We start from the raw sequence: 20,641 nt of genomic DNA on the forward strand, positions 1-20,641 counted from the left end.
GGCGCCTTGCGCCCTTCTTCCGAATCGCCATGACTACCGCACTCGACCAGCTGAAGCAGTACACGACCGTCGTCGCCGACACGGGCGATTTCCAGCAGCTTGCGCAATACCAGCCGCAGGACGCGACCACGAACCCGTCGCTGATCCTGAAGGCCGTCCAGAAGGACGCGTACAAGCCGATCCTCGAGAAAACCGTCCGCGATCATCGCAACGAAAGCACCGATTTCATCATCGACCGCCTGCTGATCGCATTCGGCACCGAGATCCTGAAGCTGATCCCGGGCCGCGTGTCGACCGAGGTCGACGCGCGCCTGTCGTTCGACACGCCGCGCTCGATCGACAAGGGCCGCGAGCTCATCAAGCTGTACGAAGCAGCCGGTATCGGCCGCGAGCGCATCCTGATCAAGCTCGCATCGACGTGGGAAGGCATCCGCGCGGCCGAAGTGCTGCAGAAGGAAGGGATCAAGTGCAACATGACCCTGCTTTTCTCGCTCGTGCAGGCCGCCGCATGCGCGGAAGCCGGCGCGCAGCTGATCTCGCCGTTCGTCGGCCGCATCTACGACTGGTACAAGAAGCAGGCCGGCGCCGAGTGGAATGAAGAGAAGGACGGTGGCGCGAACGATCCGGGCGTGCAGTCGGTGCGCCGCATCTACACGTACTACAAGACGTTCGGCTACAACACCGAAGTGATGGGCGCGAGCTTCCGCACGACCAGCCAGATCACCGAACTCGCCGGCTGCGACCTGCTGACGATCAGTCCCGATTTGCTGCAGAAGCTGCAGGACAGCAACGACACCGTCACGCGCAAGCTGTCGCCGGACGCGCTGCAGGACAAGCCCGCCGCGCGCGTCGCGATCGACGAGGCCGCGTTCCGCTTCCAGCTGAACGACGACGCGATGGCGACCGAAAAGCTCGCCGAAGGCATCCGCGTATTCGCCGCCGATGCGGTGAAGCTCGAGAAGCTGATCGACTCGCTGCGCTAAGCCGCGACACGCGTCAGCGGCTGTCAGCAACACTGGCAACAGCCGTCAGCACGCACGCCGCACACGGCCGCGAACGTCATGTTCGCGGCCGTTTTTATTTTTCATTCCATCGTCAAGCACGCGCACTACAATCCACGTCACGGGTGCGTCGGCCGCCTCCCGAGGCCCCCTTTCCCAGTCAGTCTTGCACGACGCCGAACCCGCGCAGATGCGCAGGCCGGCTCCCCACTACAGGAGACAACGATGCAAGTCCAACCGTACCTGACGTTCTACGGTCGCGCCGACGAAGCCCTTCAGTTCTACGAAAAGGCACTCGGTGCGAAGACGATGTTCAAGATGCATTTCAAGGACGCGCCGCCGAATCCCGACTACCCGATGACGCCGGAGATGGCCGACAAGGTGATGCACGCGAGCTTCACGATCGGCGACTCGATGATCATGTGCTCGGACGGCGACTGCAGCCAGCCCGGCGGCGGCATGCACGCCGGCTATTCGCTGTCGCTGAACCCGGCGACGGTCGAGGAAGGCCAGAAGCTGTTCAATGCGCTCGCCGACGGCGGCGAAGTGACGATGCCGTTCGGCAAGACGTTCTGGGCGCTCGGCTTCGGGATGGCGAAGGATCGTTTCGGCGTGCACTGGATGGTCAACGTCGAGGACCTGTCGCAGCGCGAGGATCTCGCGCAACGCGCGGGCCAGTAACGCCCGCGTCAACCGCCCGGACCGCCGCACAACCGCGGCGATCCGGGCGGGACCGTTATTTGCGCAGCACCTCCGCCAGCGCCTGCTCGAGCGTGTCGTTCGAGCGGCACGCGACGCGCGCCCCCTTCTGCTTGCCGGCCGCGACCACGCCGGCCATGCCCGCGACGTCGATCGACACGGTCACGCCCTGCGTCGCTTCGTCGACGCGCGTGACGACCTTCAGCGTGTGCGTCACGTTCGACGTCTGCTTGAGTTCGGAACAATCCAGGAAGTTGCCCGCGTTCGGATAGTCGGCATACGCGGCGGCAACGAGCCCCGCGTCGCGATCGCTGACGCGCACCGCCAGCTTGTGATCTGCGTAGAACTGCGCAACCGCCGCCCACACTTCGTAATACTTGCGATTGCCGATCACGATGCGCGATGCGGCGTCACCCTTTGCCGCGTCGGACGCGTCGGACGCTTCTGACGCGCCGGCCGCATCGTCGGCCGCGTCATGTTTTTCCTGCGACGCATTGCGCGCCGCGTAGCGCTGCCCGGGGCCATACACCGAAATGCAGCCGGTGAGCGCCGCGCACAGCACGGCGGCCGACAAGATCGTTTTCATCGCGGCCCGCCGTCAACGGTAGTACATGTTCGCGCAGCCGGCGAGCAGGATCGGTGCGACCAGCGCCCACATCAACAGGATTCTCATCGCGCGCCTCACCGGTAGTACGCATTGACACAGCCGGCCAGCGCCACGCAGCACATGCCCATTACCCAAACCCAAATCTTCGTCATTGCATCCCTCATATAATCGGATCGTGTGGAGATCGAATCACCCGGTACGGCCGGGCGGGACGCATTATTGGCAAGCAGGCCGCCGACCATCCAATCGGTCTTGCACCGATTTTCACCACGGCGCGGCCACCCTAGAATCGCTTGGAGATCGGCGCAAACGGGCGCACGGCCACACGCGGTATTCGCGGCGCACCATGCAAAACGCCCGCGATCTGCATCGCGGGCGTCGTGTCGAAACTGCAACAGAAGGCGGGGAAATCAGCCCTCGACGACGTCGAGATAATCCTCCGGCCGCGTGCGATCCTCCGCATGCGCCATGCCCATCACGCGCACCAGCACGCTCACCACCACCGCCACCACCAGGTTCACGATCAGCGACCACACGGCTGCATAGCCGGGGATCGCGAGGCCGAACAGGTGGATCGTGAAGATCGACCCGGCCAGCTTCAGCGAGATCGCCATCCACGTGCCGCACACGATGCCGGCCGCCCAGCCGGCCAGCAGGCCGCGATGGTCGAGCACGCGCGTGTACAGGCCGAGCACGATCGCCGGCAGCGTCTGGATGATCCAGATCCCGCCGAGCAGTTGCAGCTGGATCGCGTAGGTCAGTGGCAGCCCGAGGATGAACGCGACGGCGCCGACCTTCACGATCAGCGACACGAGCTTCGCGACGTGCGTTTCCTGCTCGTGCGACATGTTGCGGTTCACGAACTCGCGGTGAATGTTGCGCGTGTACAGGTTCGCGGCCGCGATCGACATGATGGCCGCCGGCACCAGCGCGCCGATGCCGATCGCCGCGAACGCGACGCCGACGAACCACGACGGGAAATACTCGAGGAACAGTGCGGGCACCGCGAAGTTCGGGCCGAACGCCTTGAAGTACGGCGCGTACTGCGGCATGTCCTTCACGCCCGATGCGAGCGCCATGTAGCCGAGCAGCGCGAGCAGGCCGAGCACGAACGAATACGCGGGCAGCATCGCCATGTTGCGGCGGATCGAGTTGCCGGACGACGACGACAGGATCGCCGTCACCGAGTGCGGATACAGGAACAGCGCAAGCGCCGAGCCGATCGCGAGCGTCGCGTACGCGCTGTAGCCGTTCAGGCTCATCGCGTCGGGCGCCTTCAGCAGCAGCTTCGCGGGCGGCACGCTCGCGAAGATGTGCCCGAAGCCGCCGAGCTTCGCCGGGATCACGATGACCGCCGCGGCGATCGTGATGTAGATCAGGATGTCCTTGACGATCGCGATCATCGCGGGTGCGCGCAGCCCCGACGTGTACGTGTACGCGGCGAGGATCGCGAATGCGATGATCAGCGGCAGGTCGCCGACGAAGCCGGTCGTGTCGAAGCCGAGTGCGCCGATCACCACTTCGATGCCGACGAGCTGCAGCGCGATGTACGGCATCGTCGCGAGAATGCCCGTCACCGCGATCGCGAGCGCGAGCATCCGGCTGCCGTAGCGCGCGTTGACGAAGTCGGCGGCCGTCACGTAGCCGTGCCGCTTCGCGATGCTCCACAGCTTCGGGAACACGACGAACGCGAACGGATAGATCAGGATCGTGTACGGCAGCGCGAAGAAGCCCATCGCACCGGCGCCGAACACGAGCGCGGGCACCGCGACGAACGTGTAGGCCGTGTAGAGGTCGCCGCCGAGCAGGAACCACGTGACGATCGTGCCGAAGCGGCGGCCGCCGAGGCCCCATTCGTCGAGATGGGCGAGATCGCCGCGCCGCCAGTTCGCGGCCAGGAAACCGATGATCGTGACGCCGATGAACAGCAGGACGAAGACGAAGGTTGCACCGAGATTCATCGCGCACCTCCCTGCGGGCCGCTCGCCTTCCACGCGTTCTTGGTCTTGAAGTACACGAACGCGGTGATCACCGCGCTGATGAAGACCCAAAGGAGCTGGTACCAGTAGAAAAACGGAAAACCCAACCATTGCGGTTCGATCTTGCTGTACGACGGTACCCAGACCATCGCAATCAGCGGCAGTACCAGCAGCCAGAGCCAGCGCTTGGCAGCCCGGTTGGCGTCGGCATCGTGAGCCATGACGTCTCCTCTTCTTTCCCGGTTATCGATCTTGTTGAGCGGGTACGGCGCCGAGAGGAGCGCAAAACGGGTAGGCTGCGGCTCCCCTGGCTTCGCGCCAGTATAGGAGCCGCGAGCACGCGGTCAAGCGGGGGCGAACCCGAGGTGATCCGCCCCTTGTCGCGTGGTTGCACCGGCATGCCGCCGGTGCATGAAGCGTCAGATCGCGAACGAAGCGTCGCGCGCGCCGGTCGTTTCTTTCAAAGCTTTCACCCACTTGCGTGCGGGCAGCTTCAGCGTGTCCTCGATCAGCTTCGCACGCTCGTCGAGCTGCGCGAACGACACGTCGAGCGCGGGGCCCGAGAACGCGATCGCGATCCGGTTGCCGTCATGCACTTCCGGCAGCGCGATCACGCGGTGATCAAACGCCGCGTTCAGGTGCTTCATGTTGCGCACGAAGCTCGGATGATCGCCGAACAGGTTGATCGTCGCGATGCCCGCGTCGGCGAGGCAGCCGCGCACCGCGCGGTAGAACGAAACGCTGTCGAGCACGGGGCCGCGCGCGGTCGCGTCGTACAGGTCGATCTGGATCGCGCCCGTGGTGCCGCGGTTGGCCGGATCGTTGACGAAATCCCACGCGTCGGCTTCGTGCACGGCGAGGCGTGCATCGTCGGGTGGCAGCGCGAACATCGTGCGCGCGGCGACGATTACGGCCGGGTTCAGCTCGACGGCCTCGACCTTCGCGTGCGGCAGGAAGCGGTGCGAGAACTTGGTCAGCGCGCCGGTGCCGAGCCCGAGCTGGACGACCCGCTCGGGCGTTTCGAGGAACAGCAGCCACGCCATCATCTGCTGGGCGTATTCGAGCTCGATATGCAGCGGCTTCGAAATCCGCATCGCGCCCTGCACCCATTCGGTACCGAAATGCAGGAAGCGCACGCCGCCCTCTTCCGAGAACGTGACGGGCGCGAAGCGCGGCTTGCGCGGGGCTTCGAGCACGGGCACGTCGTCGTGTTCGTCGATCTCCGGGCGGCGCTTCACGCGCGGCGGCTGGAGTTTTTCGGAGCCGTTGTAGGCGGACGGCTTGCTGCGCTTGGACGCGCGCGCCTCGGCGGACGCGCGCTTGATCAGTCGGGTCATGTGTGAATCTCGCTGGGTGAAGCTGGTTTTAGCGGACGAGAGGATAGCATTGGTGCAGAGCCGAAGCCGCGCCGACTGCCCGGCCGCGCATGACTTCGACTCCCGTTGGCGCTACGCTGCAATTGTTGATCGAAGGAGGACACATGACCTCGAACGACAAGAAGATCTGGTTTCCGGCAAAACGCTATGGCTGGGGATGGGGGTTGCCGGTCGCGTGGCAAGGCTGGGTGGTCCTGCTGCTCTTCGTGATCGGCGTCGTGGCGGTTGCGACGCACCTGTCGCCCGCCCAATCACCGTTCGCGTTCGCGGCATGCATCGTGGCGCTGGTGGCCGCGCTCACGATCGTATGCTGGCTGAAAGGCGAACCGCCGAAATGGCGCTGGGGGAAAGACGACTAGCCGCCGCCATCCCGGGCCATCAAGACAGAAGCCCCCGCCACTGCGCAAGCTTCTGCTCGAACGTCAGCATCGCATTCGCCGGGCTCGACGAAGGCAGCACGAGCGTGTCGTACCCCGCCGCGCCGATCACCTCCGCAAACCGCCCTGCCGTCTTGCCGTTGAAGCACACGCGCTTCAGCAACGGCGCATGCTCGCGCAACGCATCGAAATCGTTCGGCTTCGCATGCCGGATCGCCGAATCGAGGCTGCCTTCGCGATGGCACGCGGCCAGCACGTCCCAGATACCGATCCCGTGCGACAGCACACGCTCGAGCCGCGCGTCATACGCGAGCTCGTGCAGCCCGTGCTCGCCGAGCACCGTGCCGAGCAGCCGCCAGAACTGGTTGCGCGGATGCGCGTAGTACTGCGCGGCATCGAGCGACGCCTCGCCCGGAAAGCTGCCGAGGATCATCGTGTGCGTATTCGCCGCGACGACCGGCGGGAAACCCCGCAACATCACGCGCCTCCGCCCGGCCCGCCCGAGCGCGGCCCGTCGCCGTGCGCGTCGAGATGGCGCCACAGCGCCGGCAGCATGCACTCAGTGACCATCAACGGCTTGCCGTGGCGCTGGAACACCGAGCGTCGCGCGGCGAACGAATGCGGCGCTCGCGCCCCGCCAAGCGCATGGGTCGCCAGCGCATACAGCGGATGGCCGGCGATCACGCGCCGGCTGACGAGCGCCGAACGCTCGACCTGCGGATCGCTGTACAGCAGCTCCGCCAGCGGCCGCGTGCGCAGCCGCCGCATGGCCTGCCACACGCCCTTGCTGGCCGCGAGCGGCGCGATGCTGTGCGCGGCGACGTACGGCGTGCCGTCGACCGACAGGATCACCTCGCGCACCCACATCGGCGCGCGCGGTGCACTGGCGACCGCGTCCGGCTCGTCGAACCACGGGCAGTCGACGGCCTCGCGCGTCACGCGCACGTTCACGCGGCCGAGCCGCGCGAGGTGCGCGGTCAGCGATCCGCCACGCGTCAGCCAGTCGCGCTGATCGAGCGTGCAGCCAGGCCGCGGCGTCTCGCGCCAGCCGGCCTGACCGCCGTCGAATCGCATGCGTGTGTTCACGCGGCGCGCGACAGCAGCAGCGCGTTGGTCCGCTTCACGAAGCTTGCCGGATCGTCGAGCATGCCGCCTTCGGCCAGCAACGCCTGATCGAACAGCAGATGGCACCAGTCGCCAAAATCGGCGCTGTCGGCCTTCAACTGCTTCACGAGCGCGTGCTCCGGATTGATCTCGAGGATCGGCTGCATCGCCGGCGCGTTCTGGCCGGCCGCCTTCAGCATGCGCTGCAGGTAGCCGCTCATGTCGTTGTCGTCCGCGACGAGGCACGACGGCGAATCGGTCAGGCGGAACGTGACACGCACTTCCTTCACCTTGTCGCCGAGCGCTTCCTTCATCTTCTCGACGACCGGCTTGATCGCCTCGCCCGCCTCTTCCTGCGCCTTCTTCTCTTCGTCGTTCAGCTCGCCGAGATCGAGGTCGCCGCGCGCCACGCTCGCGAGCGGCTTGCCGTCGAATTCCTGCAGGAACGACAGCATCCATTCGTCGACGCGATCGGTCAGCAGCAGCACCTCGACGCCCTTCTTGCGGAACACTTCAAGATGCGGGCTGTTCTTCGCGGCCTGCCATGCGTCGGCGGTCACGTAGTAGATCCTGCTCTGCTCGGGCTTCATGCGCGACACGTAGTCGGCGAGCGACACGTCCTGCGCGTCGGTATCGCCGTGCGTCGACGCGAAACGCAGCAGCTTCGCGATGCGCTCGCGGTTCGCGTGATCCTCGCCGAGGCCTTCCTTCAGCACCTGGCCGAACGCGCCCCAGAACGTCTTGTACTTCTCCTTGCCGGCATCCTCTTCCGCATTCGCGAGCTCTTCGAGCATCGATAGCGCGCGCTTGGTCACGCCTTCGCGGATCGCCTTCACGTCGCGGCTTTCCTGCAGGATTTCGCGCGACACGTTCAGCGGCAGGTCGGCCGAATCGACGACGCCCTTCACGAAACGCAGGTATTGCGGCAGCAGCTGCTCGGCATCATCCATGATGAACACGCGCTTCACGTACAGCTTCAGGCCGCCGCGATAGTCGCGGTTCCACATGTCGAACGGCGCGTGCGACGGCACGAACAGCAGTTGCGTGTATTCGCTGCGGCCCTCGACGCGGTTATGCGTCCACGTGAGCGGATCCTGATGATCGTGTGCGATGTGCTGGTAGAACTGCGTGTACTGCTCGTCGGAGACCTCGCTCTTCGAACGCGTCCACAGCGCGCTCGCCTGGTTGACGGTCTCGTCCTCGTCCTTCAGGACCATCTCGCCCTTTTCCTGATCCCATTCTTCCTTCTGCATCAGGATCGGCAGCGCAATGTGGTCGGAATACTTCTGGATGATCGACTGCAGGCGATGCGACGACAGCAGCTCGTCCTCGCCTTCGCGCAGGTGCAGCGTGATCGTCGTGCCGCGTTGCGCGCGCTCGATCGCGTCGATCGTGAAATCGCCCTCGCCCGCGCTTTCCCAGCGCACGGCTTCGCTCGCCGGCAGGCCCGCGCGACGCGTTTCAACCGTGATCTTGTCGGCGACGATGAAGCCCGAGTAGAAACCGACGCCGAACTGGCCGATCAGCGCCGCATCCTTCTGCTGGTCGCCGGACAGCTTCGTGAAGAATTCCTTGGTGCCCGAACGCGCGATCGTGCCGAGGTTCGCGATCGCTTCGTCGCGGCTCATGCCGATGCCGTTGTCGTCGATCGTGATCGTGCGCGCGGCCTTGTCGTAGCCGATGCGAATGCGCACGTTCGGATCGTCCTCGTACAGCGCGTTGTCCGCGAGCCCTTCGAAACGCAGCTTGTCGGCCGCGTCGGACGCGTTCGACACCAGTTCGCGCAGGAAGATTTCCTTGTTGCTGTAGAGCGAATGGATCATCAGGTGGAGGAGTTGCTTGACCTCTGCCTGAAAGCTCATCGTTTCGTGTGCCATGGATGCTGTTTCCTCTTACTTGAACTTGAATGGTGTGGCGCGAGCGCCCGGCGCGCGATGCCGGCCGGCCCGTGAAAGGCGACCGCCTGACGCTGGCGGTTTGCGCGCGTATCTGGGGATGGCACGCCCGATTTCAAGGGCGGGCGTGCCGCGCCGCGTCACGACGCGCGGCGCACGGCCGAATCGATATAGCGCGACAGCAGCCCCGGCAGCGCCGGATCGCCGCAGTTCGCGACGTTGAAGCGCATCCACGTGGACGGCGATTGCTGCGGCGAGAACAGGCTGCCCGGCGTCAGCAAAAAGCCGGCCTCGTGCGCGACTGCCGCGAGCGCGTCCGAATCGACACCCGTGTCGGCCCACAGGAACATCCCGGCCGCCGGCATCGTGAACAGGCCGAGCCCCGTGCGCTCGAGCATCCGCGCGGTCTTGTCGCGCACGCCGTCGAGCCGCGCGCGCAGCCGCTCGACGTGGCGCCGGTAATGCCCTTCGGTCAGGATCTTGTAAAGCACGCGCTCGTTGAGTTCGGGCGTCGTCATCCCGACCAGCATCTTCTGGTCGGTGACCGCCTTCGCGATCTCCGGCGCGCATGCGACATAGCCGACCCGCAGGTTCGCCGCGAGCGTCTTCGAATAGCTGCCGAGGTAGATCACGCGCTTCAGCTGATCGAGGCTCGCGAGGCGCGTGGCCGGATAGCTCGGCGGGCACAGGTCGCCGTATACGTCGTCCTCGACGACGAGGAAGTCGTACGCCTCCGCGAGCTTCAGGATCCGGAACGCCTGCGCGGCCGACAGCGACGTGCCGGTCGGGTTCTGCAGCACCGAATTGATCACGAGCATCTTCGGCCGCCACATCTGGACGAGCGTCTCGAGCGCGTCGAGATCGGGGCCGTCCGGCGTGTACGGCATCCCGACGAGCTGCGCGCCCTGCGCCGCGAAGCGGCCGAACATCTGGAACCAGGCCGGATCGCCGACGATCACCGCATCGCCGGGCTTCACGTAGATCCGCGAGATCAGGTCGATCGCCTGCGTGATCCCGGACACCAGCACGATCTGTTCGGGCTTCGCGCCGATTTCCACTTCGGCGAGGCGCGTCTGCAGTTGCTGGCGCAGCGGCAGGAAGCCCTGCGCGGTGCCGAAGCCGAGCATCTGCGCGCCGGACTGGCGCCCGAGCGCGCGCAGCGCACCGGTGATCAGTTCGCCGTCGAGCCAGCGGCCCGGCAGATAGCCGAGACCCGGCCCCTTTTCCGGGCTGACGGTGTGCAGCATGTTGCGCAGCAGCCAGACGACGTCGATCGTGTTGTGCACCGGCGCAGCCTCGGCCACGCGTGCGACGCTGTCAGCCGGCTGCGGGCCGGCGGCCGTGCGCTCGCGCACGTAGAAGCCCGAGCCGCGCCGCGAGTCGAGGTAGCCCTGCGCGACGAGCCGCTCGTACGCCTCGACGACGGTGAAGCGCGACACGCTCTTGTCGAGCGCGAGCTTGCGGATCGACGGCATCCGCATGCCGGGCCGGAACACGCGTTCGTCGATGCGCCGCCGCGCCCACTGGACAAGCTGGTCGACGAGCGTGAGCGTGGCCGTGTCGTGCGGCACGGGAATCTGGGCGAGTGGGACGGTGGACATGGGCTGGAGCTCCAACTGTACCGAAGGCTATCGCGCCGATTGTACCGTTACTGTGCCGGTAGCGACGATTACAGTTGATCGCAATGGCGACCGTGCGGCCGCCGCTCCGGCCCCGCCGCATCGGGCATCGCGCCCACCGGCCTGCATCGCGGCCGGTACGCCGGCCGGTCCGGCCACCGCCCGGCGCATCGCCCGCCCACCATGACACTTTCGCTTCCCGACCGACGTTCATGCCAGCCCGCTCCCTGACACTCGACCATCTCGTGATCGCCGCGCGCACGCTCGACGAAGGCGTACGCCATGTCGCCGACGCACTCGGTATCGAACCGGCCGGCGGCGGCCGCCACCCGCTGATGCGGACCCACAATGCACTATTCGGCGCGTGGGGCGGGCTCTACCTCGAAGTGATCGCGATCGACCCCGATGCGCCGGCGCCGAACGACAGCGCGGAGCCGCCGCGCGCGCGGCTGTTCGGGCTCGACGAGCCGGCCACGCACACGCGGCTCGCGCAAGGCCCGTTTCTCGCGCACTGGGTCGCGCGGGTCGACCGTCCGCGCCAGCTCGCGCTGTGGCAGAGCCAGTACCCGGCGCGCATCCCGCCGGTCGTCGCGATGCGGCGCGGCGACCTGAGCTGGGGCCTCACGGTGCCGGACGACGGCACGTTCCCCGCGTGGCAAGGCACGGGCGACGGCCTCCTGCCGTCGCTGATCCAGTGGGACAGCGCGCGCCACCCGGCCGAATCGCTGCCGGGCGACGGCGTCGCGCTGAAGGCACTCAAGGGTGCCCACCCGCGTGCGGACGCGATCCGCGAGCAGCTCGACTGGCTCGGCGCCGCCCACCTGCTCGACCTCGAAGCCACCGACGGCCCGCCCGCGCTGGTCGCCGAATTCGACACGCCGCAGGGCACGCGCACGCTGCGCTGAACCCCCTGCCGCCCCCTGAACTACACCAATACCGGCAACACGGAGACACCCCTCACATGAATTCGCGCGAAACCCGGGGCATGCTGCTCGGCCTCATCGGCGTGATGATCTTCAGCCTGACGCTGCCGATGACGCGCATCGTCGTCTCCGAACTCCATCCGCTGCTCAACGGGCTCGGCCGCGCGCTGGCCGCCGCGGTCCCGGCCGGCCTGCTGCTGTGGTGGCGCCGCGAGCCGCTGCCGACCCGCGCGCAACTGAAAAGCCTCGCGATCACGTCGCTCGGCGTGATCATCGCGTACCCGGTGTTCTCCGCGTGGGCGATGAAATCGGTCCCGGCGTCGCACGGCGCGGTGGTCAACGGCCTGCAGCCGCTGTTCGTCGCGCTGTACGCCGCATGGCTGTCGCACGAACGGCCGTCGAAGGCGTTCTGGGCCAGTGCGGTGGCCGGGAGCGCGCTCGTGATCGCGTTCGCGCTGCGCGACGGCGGCGGCACCGTGCAGGCCGGCGACGCGCTGATGCTCGTCGCGGTTGGCATCGGCGCGCTCGGTTATGCGGAAGGCGCGCGCCTCGCGCGCCAGATCGGCGGCTGGCAGGTGATCTGCTGGGCGCTCGTCGTGTCCGCGCCGTTCCTCGTGCTGCCGGTCGGCTGGCTCGCGTGGATGCAGCATGCCGCACATCCGGGCCCGCTCGCCCTGCGCACGTGGCTCGCATTCGGCTACGTGACCCTCTTTTCGCAATTCATCGGCTTTTTCGCGTGGTATGCGGGGCTCGCGATGGGCGGCATCGCGCGCGTCGGCCAGGTGCAATTGCTGCAGATTTTCTTCACGATCGCCTTTTCCGCGCTGCTGTTCGGCGAAACGGTGACGCCGTCGACGTGGCTGTTCGCGGCCGCGGTGATCGCCACCGTGATGCTCGGGCGCCGCTCGGCGGTCACCACCGCCGCGCGACCGGCTCGCGCCGGCTGAACAGCTGCGCCATAATGGACGTTTTGCCTGATCGGTTTTGCCCACCCGGCCGCGAAGGCTCGATCGCGCTCGTGCCTGCCCACCCGGCAGCGTCGAAGCGATTTGCCCGAACGACCTTTCTTGACTGACCACGATATCCGAACGAGGAGACTATGAATCCGAGCGACCTGCATCCGCCGCACTGGCAGCTTTCCGAACGCGCACGCAAGCTGACGAGCTCTGCAATCCGCGAAATCCTGAAGGTCACGGAACGCCCCGAGGTCATCTCGTTCGCCGGCGGCCTGCCCGCCCCTGCCACGTTCCCGGCCGAGCGCATGCGCGCCGCCGCCGATCGCGTGCTGCGCGACGCGCCGGCCGCCGCGCTCCAGTACAGCGCGACCGAAGGCTACCTGCCGCTGCGCGAATGGATCGCCGAGCGCTACAGCGTGCGCGTGTCGCAGGTGCTGATCACGACCGGCTCGCAGCAGGCGCTCGACCTGCTCGGCAAGGCGCTCGTCGATCCGGGCAGCCCGATCCTCGTCGAAACCCCCACCTACCTCGGCGCGCTGCAGTCGTTCTCGCTGTACGAGCCGCGCTACGTGCAGGTGCCGACCGACGAGCAGGGCCTGCTGCCGGACGGCCTCACGCCCGAACTCACGCAAGGCGCGCGCCTGCTGTACGCGCAGCCGAACTTCCAGAACCCGACCGGCCGCCGCCTGCCCGTCGAGCGCCGCCGCGCGCTCGCCGCGTTCGCGCAATCGAGCCCGTTCCCGGTGCTGGAAGACGATCCGTACGGCGCGCTGAACTACCGCGGCGAGCCGCTGCCGACGATGCTGTCGATGGCGCCCGATCACATCGTGCACCTCGGCACGTTCTCGAAGGTGCTCGCACCGGGCCTGCGGATCGGCTACATCATTGCCCCCGAAGAACTCCACTTCAAGCTCGTACAGGCCAAGCAGGCCACCGACCTGCACACGCCGACGCTCACGCAGCGCATCGCGCACGAAGTGATCAAGGACGGCTTCCTCGACGAGCACATCCCGACGATCCGCGAGCTGTACAGCGCGCAATGCGACGCGATGCTCGCCGCGCTCGAGCGCCACATGCCGGAAGGCATCACGTGGAACCGCCCGGAAGGCGGGATGTTCATCTGGGTGAACCTGCCCGCGCAGATCGACAGCATGAAGCTGCTCGCCACGGCCGTCGACAACCACGTCGCCTTCGTGCCGGGCGCGCCGTTCTTCGCGGACAACGCGCAACAGAACACGCTGCGCCTGTCGTTCGTGACGGTGCCGCCCGAGAAGATCGAGGAAGGCGTCGCGCGCCTCGGCAAGCTGCTGCGCGAGCGTCTCTGATCCCCTTTTTCCTGTCACGACTCTCTACGAGGAATCGAATACATGGCTAACGTCTACGACAAACTCAAGTCGCTCGGCATCGAGCTCCCGACCGCCGGCGCACCGGCCGCCGCCTACGTGATGAGCGCGCAAACCGGCAACACGGTCTTCCTGTCGGGCCACATCGCGAAGAAGGACGGCAAGGTCTGGGCCGGCAAGCTCGGCGCGGATCTGCAGACGGAAGACGGCAAGGCCGCCGCCCGCTCGATCGCGATCGACCTGCTCGCGACGCTGCACGCGCACACCGGCGACCTGAACAAGGTCACGCGCATCGTCAAGCTGATGAGCCTCGTCAACTCGACGCTCGACTTCACCGAACAGCACGTCGTGACGAACGGCGCGTCGGAACTGATCGCGGAAGTGTTCGGCGACGCAGGCAAGCACGCGCGCTCGGCATTCGGCGTGGCACAGATCCCGCTCGGCGCGTGCGTCGAGATCGAGCTGATCGCCGAAGTTGCGTAACGGACGCACCGCGATGTCCGGTCATCGGGTCCGCTTCAAGCAGGTCGACGTGTTCACGGCGGTGCCGTTCAAGGGCAACGCGCTCGCCGTGGTGTTCGACGCCGATTCGCTCGGCGACGACGACATGCTCGCGATCGCCCGCTGGACGAACCTGTCGGAAACGACGTTCCTCTGCACGCCGACCGATCCGGAAGCCGACTACCGCGTCCGGATCTTCACGACGGAAGGCGAACTGCCGTTCGCCGGCCACCCGACGCTGGGCACCGCGCATGCGTTCCTGGAAAACGGCGCCCGACCGCGCACGCCGGGCCGGCTGATCCAGCAGTGCGGGGTCGGCCGGGTCGCGCTGCGCGAGCAGGCCGACGGCTGGGCGTTCGCCGCGCCGCCGGCACGCGTCACACCGCTCGACCGTTCGGACTACGCGGCGCTGGCTGCCGCGTTGCGCAGCGACGCGATCGACCTGGATGCCGAGCCGTGCGCGGTCGACAACGGCGCACCGTGGCTGGTCGTGCGACTGCAGTCGGCCGATGCTTGCATCGGCCTGACGCCCGATCCGGCTTTGCTGGAGGCGCTCACACGCCGCTACGGCACGGACGGCGTCGCGGTCTACGCGCCACACGCCGAAGGCGGCCCCGCGACGTTCGAAATCCGCTGCCTGATGACGGGCGGCAACTTCGGCTTCGGCGAGGATCCCGTCACCGGCAGCGCAAACGCCGCGCTCGCCGGGCTGCTGACGCGGCAGGAACGCCGCCCCGGCCAGTCGTATACGGCCCGCCAGGGTACGGCGATCGGCCGCGACGGCCGTATCTTCGTCAGCTATGACGAAGACGGCACCACATGGATCGGCGGCCACGTCGTCACGGTCGTCGACGGCACCTTCCTGTCACCTGCCTGACATTTCGCGATGTGCGATGGCGCCGGCCCGTCCGGCGCCCCCTACGATTCGCCCAACTATCGCAAAAACGTTCCAGCCAGTAATATCGGGCCTAATCCGTTGTTTCGGAGGTCTGTCCATGGTTGCGTGTCCCGCGAACGAACAGACGTCGGGACAACCCCAACCCTAGATAGCCATCCAGACGGATGGCGCACGCGAGCAGGACGCCGCCCTCTTCGATGAGATCATCGCGCGGCTGTCGGTGGAAAAGGACAGCGCGTACAAGGAAGCCGCGGCTTCCGCCGCAATCCTGTCCTCCGCGCTCGAGCAGCATACGGTCAAGGCGATCCACCAGGTCGACCAGATCACCCGCTTCGTCAAGTTCGAATTCGAGAAGTCGCCCGCGCGCTTCAATCTCGCCAGCGCCGTCGAGAAAGGCGTCGTGCCGAGCGACACGCTGATCCAGGTATCGCTCGTCAACGCGAAGGGCATCCTGTTCGCGAACACGGCCGAGCTGCATCCGCAGCCGATCAACCTGTCCGACCGCGAGCACTTCAAGGTCCACCTCGCGCACAACGACGACCGCCTGTTCATCAGCAAGCCCGTCCTCGGCCGCGTGTCGAGCCACTGGACGCTGCAGATGACGCGGCGCCTGAACAACCCGGACGGCAGCTTCGCGGGCATCGTCGTCGTGTCGGAAGACCCGAGCTACTTCACGAACGACTTCTACAACAACGCGGCGATCGGCAAGGAAGGCGTGATCGCGGTCGTGTCCGATACGGGCGCCGTGCTCGCGCGGCGCACGGGCTCGGTCAGCAACGCACCCGGCGCGTTTTCCGCGTCGGGCGTCTACCCGATCGCCGAGCGCGTGACGGGCACGATCATCGACCCGATCGACGGCGTGACGCGCATCGTGTCGTACCGCCACCTCGACGGCTACCCGCTCGCGGTGATGGTCGGGCTGTCGCAAACCGAGGAATTCGCGGACTACTACCACACGCGCAACGTCTACCTGCTGATGACGAGCTTCATCACGCTCGCGATGCTCGCGTTCTTCGGCGTCGCAACGGGCCTGATCGGCAAGCTGCTCGGCCGTGAGCGGGAAATGACGCAGCTCGCCGAATACGACCTGCTCACCGGCCTCGCGAACCGCTATGCGACGCTGCGCGGGCTGCGCAACGACGTGTCGATGCCGGCGAGCCTGTCGCGGCTCGGGCTGCTGTTCATCGATCTCGACAACTTCAAGACCGTCAACGACACGCTCGGCCACAACGCCGGCGACATCGTGCTGCAGATGACCGCGTCGCGCCTGTCCGATGCGGTCGGCGACGAAGGCTCGCTTGCGCGCATCGGCGGCGACGAATTCGTCGTGGTGATGAAGGGCGACGACGTCGAGCGGCGCGCGGTGCGGCTCGCGGAAGCGATCATCCGGATGTTCGGCGAACCGTTCGACGTGCGCGGCAGCTCGTTCGTGCTGCATGCGAGCATCGGCATCGCGCTGCACTCGGTGGCGAACGAAAGCGAGATCGACCTGCTGAAGAAAGCCGATCTCGCGATGTACAGCGCGAAGGATGCCGGCAAGAACTGCTACCAGTTCTATGCGCCGCACCTGTCGCACCGCGCCGACCACCTGATGCGCTGGGAGCAGCAACTGCGCGTCGCGCTCGCCGAGGGGCAGCTGTTCCTCGCGTACCAGCCGAAAATCGACCTCACGCACCGCCATATCACCGGCTTCGAGGCGCTCGCGCGCTGGGATCACCCCGAGCATGGGATCATCTCCGCGAACGAATTCATTTCGATTGCCGAATCAACGGGCCTGATCGTGCCGATCGGCGACTTCGTGATCCGCACCGCGTGCGAGCAGATCGCGCGCTGGCGCGACGAGGGCCACGACACGCTGACGCTCGCGGTCAACATCTCGCCGGTGCAGTTCTGGCGCGGCGACCTGATCGAGACGATCTCGCGCACGCTGCTGGAAACCGGCATCGACGCGAACCGGCTCGAAATCGAGATCACCGAAACCGCGATGATGGAATATCCGGAGCTCGTGTCCGAGAAGATCGTCGCGCTGAAGAAGCTCGGCATCCGGATCGCACTCGACGATTTCGGCACCGGCTATTCGTCGCTGTCGTACCTGCACCGCTTCTCCGTCGATACGCTGAAGGTCGACCGCTCGTTCGTGCAGGCCATCCCGAACGATCGCAGCGTGTGCGTGATGGTGTCGTCGATCGTGCATCTCGCGCGCTCGCTCGGCCTGACCGTCGTCGTCGAAGGCACGGAAACCGAGGAGCAGATCACGTGGCTGGCCGCGCTCGGCGAGATCGAGGCGCAAGGCTTCCTGTTCTCGCGACCGGTGCCCGCCGACGCGATTCCCGCGCTGATCGCACGCTTCGGCGTGCGTGGCGACGCCCCGCACGTCATCGCGCACCGCGCGACCGGCAGCACCGGCGCGTAAGCGCATCGCGGCCGTGGCGCGCGTTGCGCGCGCCGTCATTGTTTCGTTTTCCGATCCGATTGTTTAGTTCATGAACTAGCGTTTTCGCGCATGGCAGTGTCACGGTGCGCGGCGGACAATCGGGAGGGCCAACGTGTCGGCGGGCCGCCGGCATGGCCACACGCGAGAGATCGGGCCCCGCGCTCACACCACCAACATGACCACCGTAGAAATCGAAGCGACCGCTGATGTCGAACAGGCGCAGGCGTCCCTGTGGGACCTGTTCAAGGTCGTCGCCAGCATTTCGGCGGTGTCGTGGGGCGGGCTGTCGATGATGGCGCAGCTCGAGCGCCACTACGTGGAACGGCTGCGGCGCATCGAGCCCAACGTCTTCGGCGACCTCGTCGCGCTGGCCTGGCTGGTGCCGGGCCCCGTCGGCTGCAACGTGGCGGTGCAGGTCGGCCAGATCCTGCACGGCCGCGTCGGCGCGTGGATCGCCGGCATCGCGAGCGTGCTGCCGTTCTCCATCCTGATGACGCTGTTCGCGATCTTCTATCGCACGCCGCTCGTGCGCTCGCTGGCCGCGCCGATGCTGATCAATCATTTCGGGATGGTGCTCGCCGCGCTGATCGGCGTCACGTGGGTCAAGCAGTTGCGCTCGCTCGCGCAAACGCGGCGCGAGCAGTTGATCGCCGCGTTGTCGACGATTCTGCTCGGTTTTGCGCATAATCCGGCCGCCTTCGTCGGGATTCTGTTTGCGGCATTCGCGGCAGGCTGGCTGACGGGACCGCCGCAACGCGACGCGGTCGATTTCACGCTGTCGACCCGCGACCGCAACCTGCTCGTGCTGCTCGGCATATTCGTCACGCTGTTCGCGGTGCCGCTGCCCGGCGATTACCAGGCGACGCTGCTGTGGCCACGCCTCGCCGGCGCCGGCATGACGCTGTTCGGCGGCGGCTTTTCCGCGCTGCCCGTGCTCAAGACGCTGTTCGTCACGCCCGCAACGGGCATCTCCGATCACGACTTCACGCTTGCGTTTGCGCTGTCACCGGTCGCGCCGGGACCGCTGCTGAACGTCGTACCGTTTCTCGGCTACCTGACCGACGGCTGGGTCGGCGCGCTGCTCGCGACGGCCGCGCTGTTCATTCCGTCGGGGTGCCTCGTCGTGTTTGCGCAGAACCATCTGTCCCGGCTCAAGCGCCATTCGCGCTTCGAGTACGGGATGCGCCTGCTGCGTGCCGCGACGACGGGTTTTCTCGTCGTCGCCGTCGTGAGGATCCTGTACCGCGAACCAGCCGACCCCGTTTACTGGCTGACGGGCGCCTTCGCGACGCTGTGCTTTGCGCGCTTCAAGGTGCCCGTCTATGCCGTGTACGGCACGGTCGCGGTTGCGTGCGGCGTGTGGCTACTGGCCGCCGCGCGCTGACGGGCGACCGCCGCCGCCCTGCCGGGTTCTACCGGCATTCGTCCCGCTCGCCCGCCTGACCCGTCCTCAACCTGCCTGCACCGCGATCCGGCGTGCGATCCAGCGGGCGCGCAGCGCGTCGTAGGCGAGGTTGAAGCAGAACGTGTAAGGCAGGAAGAACAGCACGATGCCGAGGTCGAGCAGCAGCGCCTCGACGAGGCTCACGTTCAGCCACCACGCGGCTACCGGCACCACCATCGCGACGAGGCCGAGTTCGAACATGACCGCATGCGCGATCCGCATGCCGAGCGTGCGCTTCAACCCGGCCCGCCGCTCGAGGCGGTCGAACAGCGTGTTGAACGCCATATTCCACGCCATCGCGATCAGCGACACCATCACCGTCAGCACGCCGACGTGCGACACCGGCATGTCGAGCAGCCACGCACCGATCGGCGCGCACAGCGCGATCGCGACCAGTTCGAACGTCAGTGCATGCAGCAGCCGTTCCGTCACCGTTTTATTGACCTGTTTCATGATTCCCTCCGATTCGTCTACTTCGTTCATGGCGGCCATTTTGATCGGCGGGACCGTATGAATCCAGTTTGATATCATCGGTTTTACCAATATATCGCCACCAGGAGCGCCGCATGCGCCACGCCCCCGAAGCCCTGCTCGCCTTCGCCGAAGCCGCGCTGCTCGGTTCGTTCACGGCCGCCGCGCGCAAGCTCGGCAAGCGCCAGTCGACCGTGTCGGAGGCGATCGCGAACCTCGAGATCGATCTCGGCGTGCAGTTGTTCGACCGCTCGACGCGCACGCCGACGCTGACCGACGCCGGGCGCGCGCTGCTGCCGCAGGTGCAGCGCGCACTCGAGGCCGGCGCAGCGATCGACCGCACGGCCGCGCGGCTCGCGCGTGGCGAGGAAGCACGGCTGACGCTCGTCGTGTCCGATACGTACCAGTCGAAGCGCTACGAAGAAACGTTGATGGCGCTCGAACGGCGCTTTCCGGCACTCGAGCTCGAATGCCAGATCGCCGAGCACGAAGACGTGCTCGACCTGATCCAGCAGGGGCGCGCGCAGCTCGGGCTGATGGCCGCACGCGCGGCCTACCCGGCCGATATCGGCGCGGCGACGATTGCGGAGGAGTCGGAAATCGGGCTGTTCGTCGGCCGCACGCACGCGCTCGCCGAATACGGCGACGCCGACGTGCCGCACGCCGCGTTGCGCGACGTGCGCGAACTGCGCCTCAATACCTATGTGAAAACGGAAGGCCGCGGCGCCGACGACCGGATCGTCGTCGGCACGCAACACTGGCTGGCACCGAGCTACCTGATGCTGCTGGAGATGGCCGTGCTGGGGTTCGGCTGGGCCGAACTGCCGCGCTGGATGGTCGACCACTTTGCGCGCGATCGCCTGTGCGAGCTGCGCGCACGCGGCTGGCCGCGCCGCGTGCGGGTCGATGCGGTCTGGTCGCGCAACCGGCCGCTCGGCCCGGTCGGCTCATGGCTGCTCGACGCGATGCTGGCCGCGTAGCGGCGTTTGCCGGCGCACCGGCGGCTGCACGCGG

At 66.9% G+C, this 20,641-nt stretch carries 19 protein-coding genes and 1 pseudogene; 11 read left to right on the top strand and 9 right to left on the bottom strand.

Annotation, left to right across the window (positions count from 1 at the left end; translation table 11 throughout):
• Positions 1-29 precede the first annotated feature (29 nt).
• A complete protein-coding gene (gene tal, locus BCEP18194_RS18565) occupies positions 30-983 on the top strand; it encodes a transaldolase (RefSeq protein WP_011352797.1) in 954 nt (317 codons plus the stop codon).
• A 243-nt stretch (positions 984-1,226) separates the two neighbouring features.
• Entirely contained in the window at positions 1,227-1,682 is a 456-nt protein-coding gene (locus BCEP18194_RS18570) for a VOC family protein (RefSeq protein ID WP_011352798.1), read from the top strand.
• Between the two features lie 55 nt (positions 1,683-1,737).
• On the opposite strand, the gene BCEP18194_RS18575 is transcribed toward BCEP18194_RS18570, so the two are convergent.
• The 4 genes from BCEP18194_RS18575 to BCEP18194_RS18590 form a co-directional block, all read right to left on the bottom strand.
• Positions 1,738-2,286 (bottom strand): hypothetical protein, encoded by a 549-nt coding sequence (locus BCEP18194_RS18575; protein WP_011352799.1) that lies wholly within the window; start codon positions 2,284-2,286, stop codon positions 1,738-1,740.
• A gap of 431 nt (positions 2,287-2,717) precedes the next feature.
• Positions 2,718-4,268: a monocarboxylate uptake permease MctP gene (gene mctP / locus BCEP18194_RS18580; RefSeq protein ID WP_011352800.1), complete on the bottom strand. Its 1,551-nt coding sequence runs from the start codon at positions 4,266-4,268 to the stop codon at positions 2,718-2,720.
• Positions 4,265-4,507, bottom strand: a complete 243-nt coding sequence (locus BCEP18194_RS18585; protein WP_011352801.1) for a DUF3311 domain-containing protein — start codon at positions 4,505-4,507, stop codon at positions 4,265-4,267. Before BCEP18194_RS18585 ends, mctP begins: the two co-directional genes overlap by 4 nt.
• Before the next feature lie 198 nt (positions 4,508-4,705).
• Positions 4,706-5,623, bottom strand: a complete 918-nt coding sequence (locus BCEP18194_RS18590) for a spermidine synthase (protein WP_011352802.1) — start codon at positions 5,621-5,623, stop codon at positions 4,706-4,708.
• Between the two features lie 143 nt (positions 5,624-5,766).
• On the opposite strand from BCEP18194_RS18590, the gene BCEP18194_RS18595 reads away from it, so the two are divergent.
• Entirely contained in the window at positions 5,767-6,021 is a 255-nt protein-coding gene (locus BCEP18194_RS18595; RefSeq protein ID WP_011352803.1) for a hypothetical protein, read from the top strand.
• 19 nt (positions 6,022-6,040) lie between these two features.
• On the opposite strand, the gene BCEP18194_RS18600 is transcribed toward BCEP18194_RS18595, so the two are convergent.
• The 4 genes from BCEP18194_RS18600 to BCEP18194_RS18615 all read right to left on the bottom strand — a co-directional run bounded on the left by BCEP18194_RS18600 (position 6,041) and on the right by BCEP18194_RS18615 (position 10,639).
• Entirely contained in the window at positions 6,041-6,517 is a 477-nt protein-coding gene (locus tag BCEP18194_RS18600; protein ID WP_011352804.1) for a DNA-deoxyinosine glycosylase, read from the bottom strand.
• Positions 6,517-7,113 (bottom strand): chorismate--pyruvate lyase family protein, encoded by a 597-nt coding sequence (locus tag BCEP18194_RS18605; protein ID WP_011352805.1) that lies wholly within the window; start codon positions 7,111-7,113, stop codon positions 6,517-6,519. Before BCEP18194_RS18605 ends, BCEP18194_RS18600 begins: the two co-directional genes overlap by 1 nt.
• Before the next feature lie 8 nt (positions 7,114-7,121).
• A complete protein-coding gene (gene htpG / locus BCEP18194_RS18610) occupies positions 7,122-9,020 on the bottom strand; it encodes a molecular chaperone HtpG (RefSeq protein ID WP_011352806.1) in 1,899 nt (632 codons plus the stop codon).
• A 158-nt stretch (positions 9,021-9,178) separates the two neighbouring features.
• Positions 9,179-10,639, bottom strand: coding sequence for a PLP-dependent aminotransferase family protein (locus BCEP18194_RS18615; protein WP_011352807.1), 1,461 nt, complete (start codon positions 10,637-10,639; stop codon positions 9,179-9,181).
• Positions 10,640-10,869: 230 nt separating this feature from the next.
• Between BCEP18194_RS18615 and BCEP18194_RS18620 the strand changes: the two genes are divergently transcribed.
• From BCEP18194_RS18620 to BCEP18194_RS18650, 7 genes and pseudogenes are all read left to right on the top strand, one after another.
• Complete coding sequence (locus BCEP18194_RS18620) at positions 10,870-11,562, top strand: VOC family protein (protein ID WP_011352808.1); 693 nt, start codon at positions 10,870-10,872, stop codon at positions 11,560-11,562.
• Positions 11,563-11,618: 56 nt separating this feature from the next.
• A complete protein-coding gene (locus tag BCEP18194_RS18625) occupies positions 11,619-12,527 on the top strand; it encodes a DMT family transporter (RefSeq protein ID WP_011352809.1) in 909 nt (302 codons plus the stop codon).
• A 152-nt stretch (positions 12,528-12,679) separates the two neighbouring features.
• Positions 12,680-13,861 carry a PLP-dependent aminotransferase family protein gene (locus BCEP18194_RS18630; protein WP_011352810.1) on the top strand — a complete coding sequence of 394 codons (1,182 nt, stop codon included), beginning with the start codon at positions 12,680-12,682 and terminating at the stop codon, positions 13,859-13,861.
• Between the two features lie 42 nt (positions 13,862-13,903).
• Positions 13,904-14,362, top strand: a complete 459-nt coding sequence (locus tag BCEP18194_RS18635; RefSeq protein ID WP_011352811.1) for a RidA family protein — start codon at positions 13,904-13,906, stop codon at positions 14,360-14,362.
• 13 nt (positions 14,363-14,375) lie between these two features.
• A complete protein-coding gene (locus BCEP18194_RS18640) occupies positions 14,376-15,257 on the top strand; it encodes a PhzF family phenazine biosynthesis protein (RefSeq protein ID WP_011352812.1) in 882 nt (293 codons plus the stop codon).
• 205 nt (positions 15,258-15,462) lie between these two features.
• A pseudogene (locus BCEP18194_RS18645) lies at positions 15,463-17,691 on the top strand (bifunctional diguanylate cyclase/phosphodiesterase); the annotation flags it as partial.
• Positions 17,692-17,887: 196 nt separating this feature from the next.
• Positions 17,888-19,096 carry a chromate transporter gene (locus tag BCEP18194_RS18650; protein ID WP_041492919.1) on the top strand — a complete coding sequence of 403 codons (1,209 nt, stop codon included), beginning with the start codon at positions 17,888-17,890 and terminating at the stop codon, positions 19,094-19,096.
• A 66-nt stretch (positions 19,097-19,162) separates the two neighbouring features.
• On the opposite strand, the gene BCEP18194_RS18655 is transcribed toward BCEP18194_RS18650, so the two are convergent.
• A complete protein-coding gene (locus tag BCEP18194_RS18655) occupies positions 19,163-19,609 on the bottom strand; it encodes a multidrug/biocide efflux PACE transporter (RefSeq protein WP_011352815.1) in 447 nt (148 codons plus the stop codon).
• A 113-nt stretch (positions 19,610-19,722) separates the two neighbouring features.
• Here BCEP18194_RS18655 and BCEP18194_RS18660 point away from each other — a divergent pair, with 113 nt between their 5' ends.
• Positions 19,723-20,607: a LysR family transcriptional regulator gene (locus tag BCEP18194_RS18660; protein ID WP_011352816.1), complete on the top strand. Its 885-nt coding sequence runs from the start codon at positions 19,723-19,725 to the stop codon at positions 20,605-20,607.
• The last annotated feature ends 34 nt before the right edge of the window (positions 20,608-20,641 follow it).

Source organism: Burkholderia lata, assembly GCF_000012945.1.
GTDB lineage: Bacteria > Pseudomonadota > Gammaproteobacteria > Burkholderiales > Burkholderiaceae > Burkholderia > Burkholderia lata.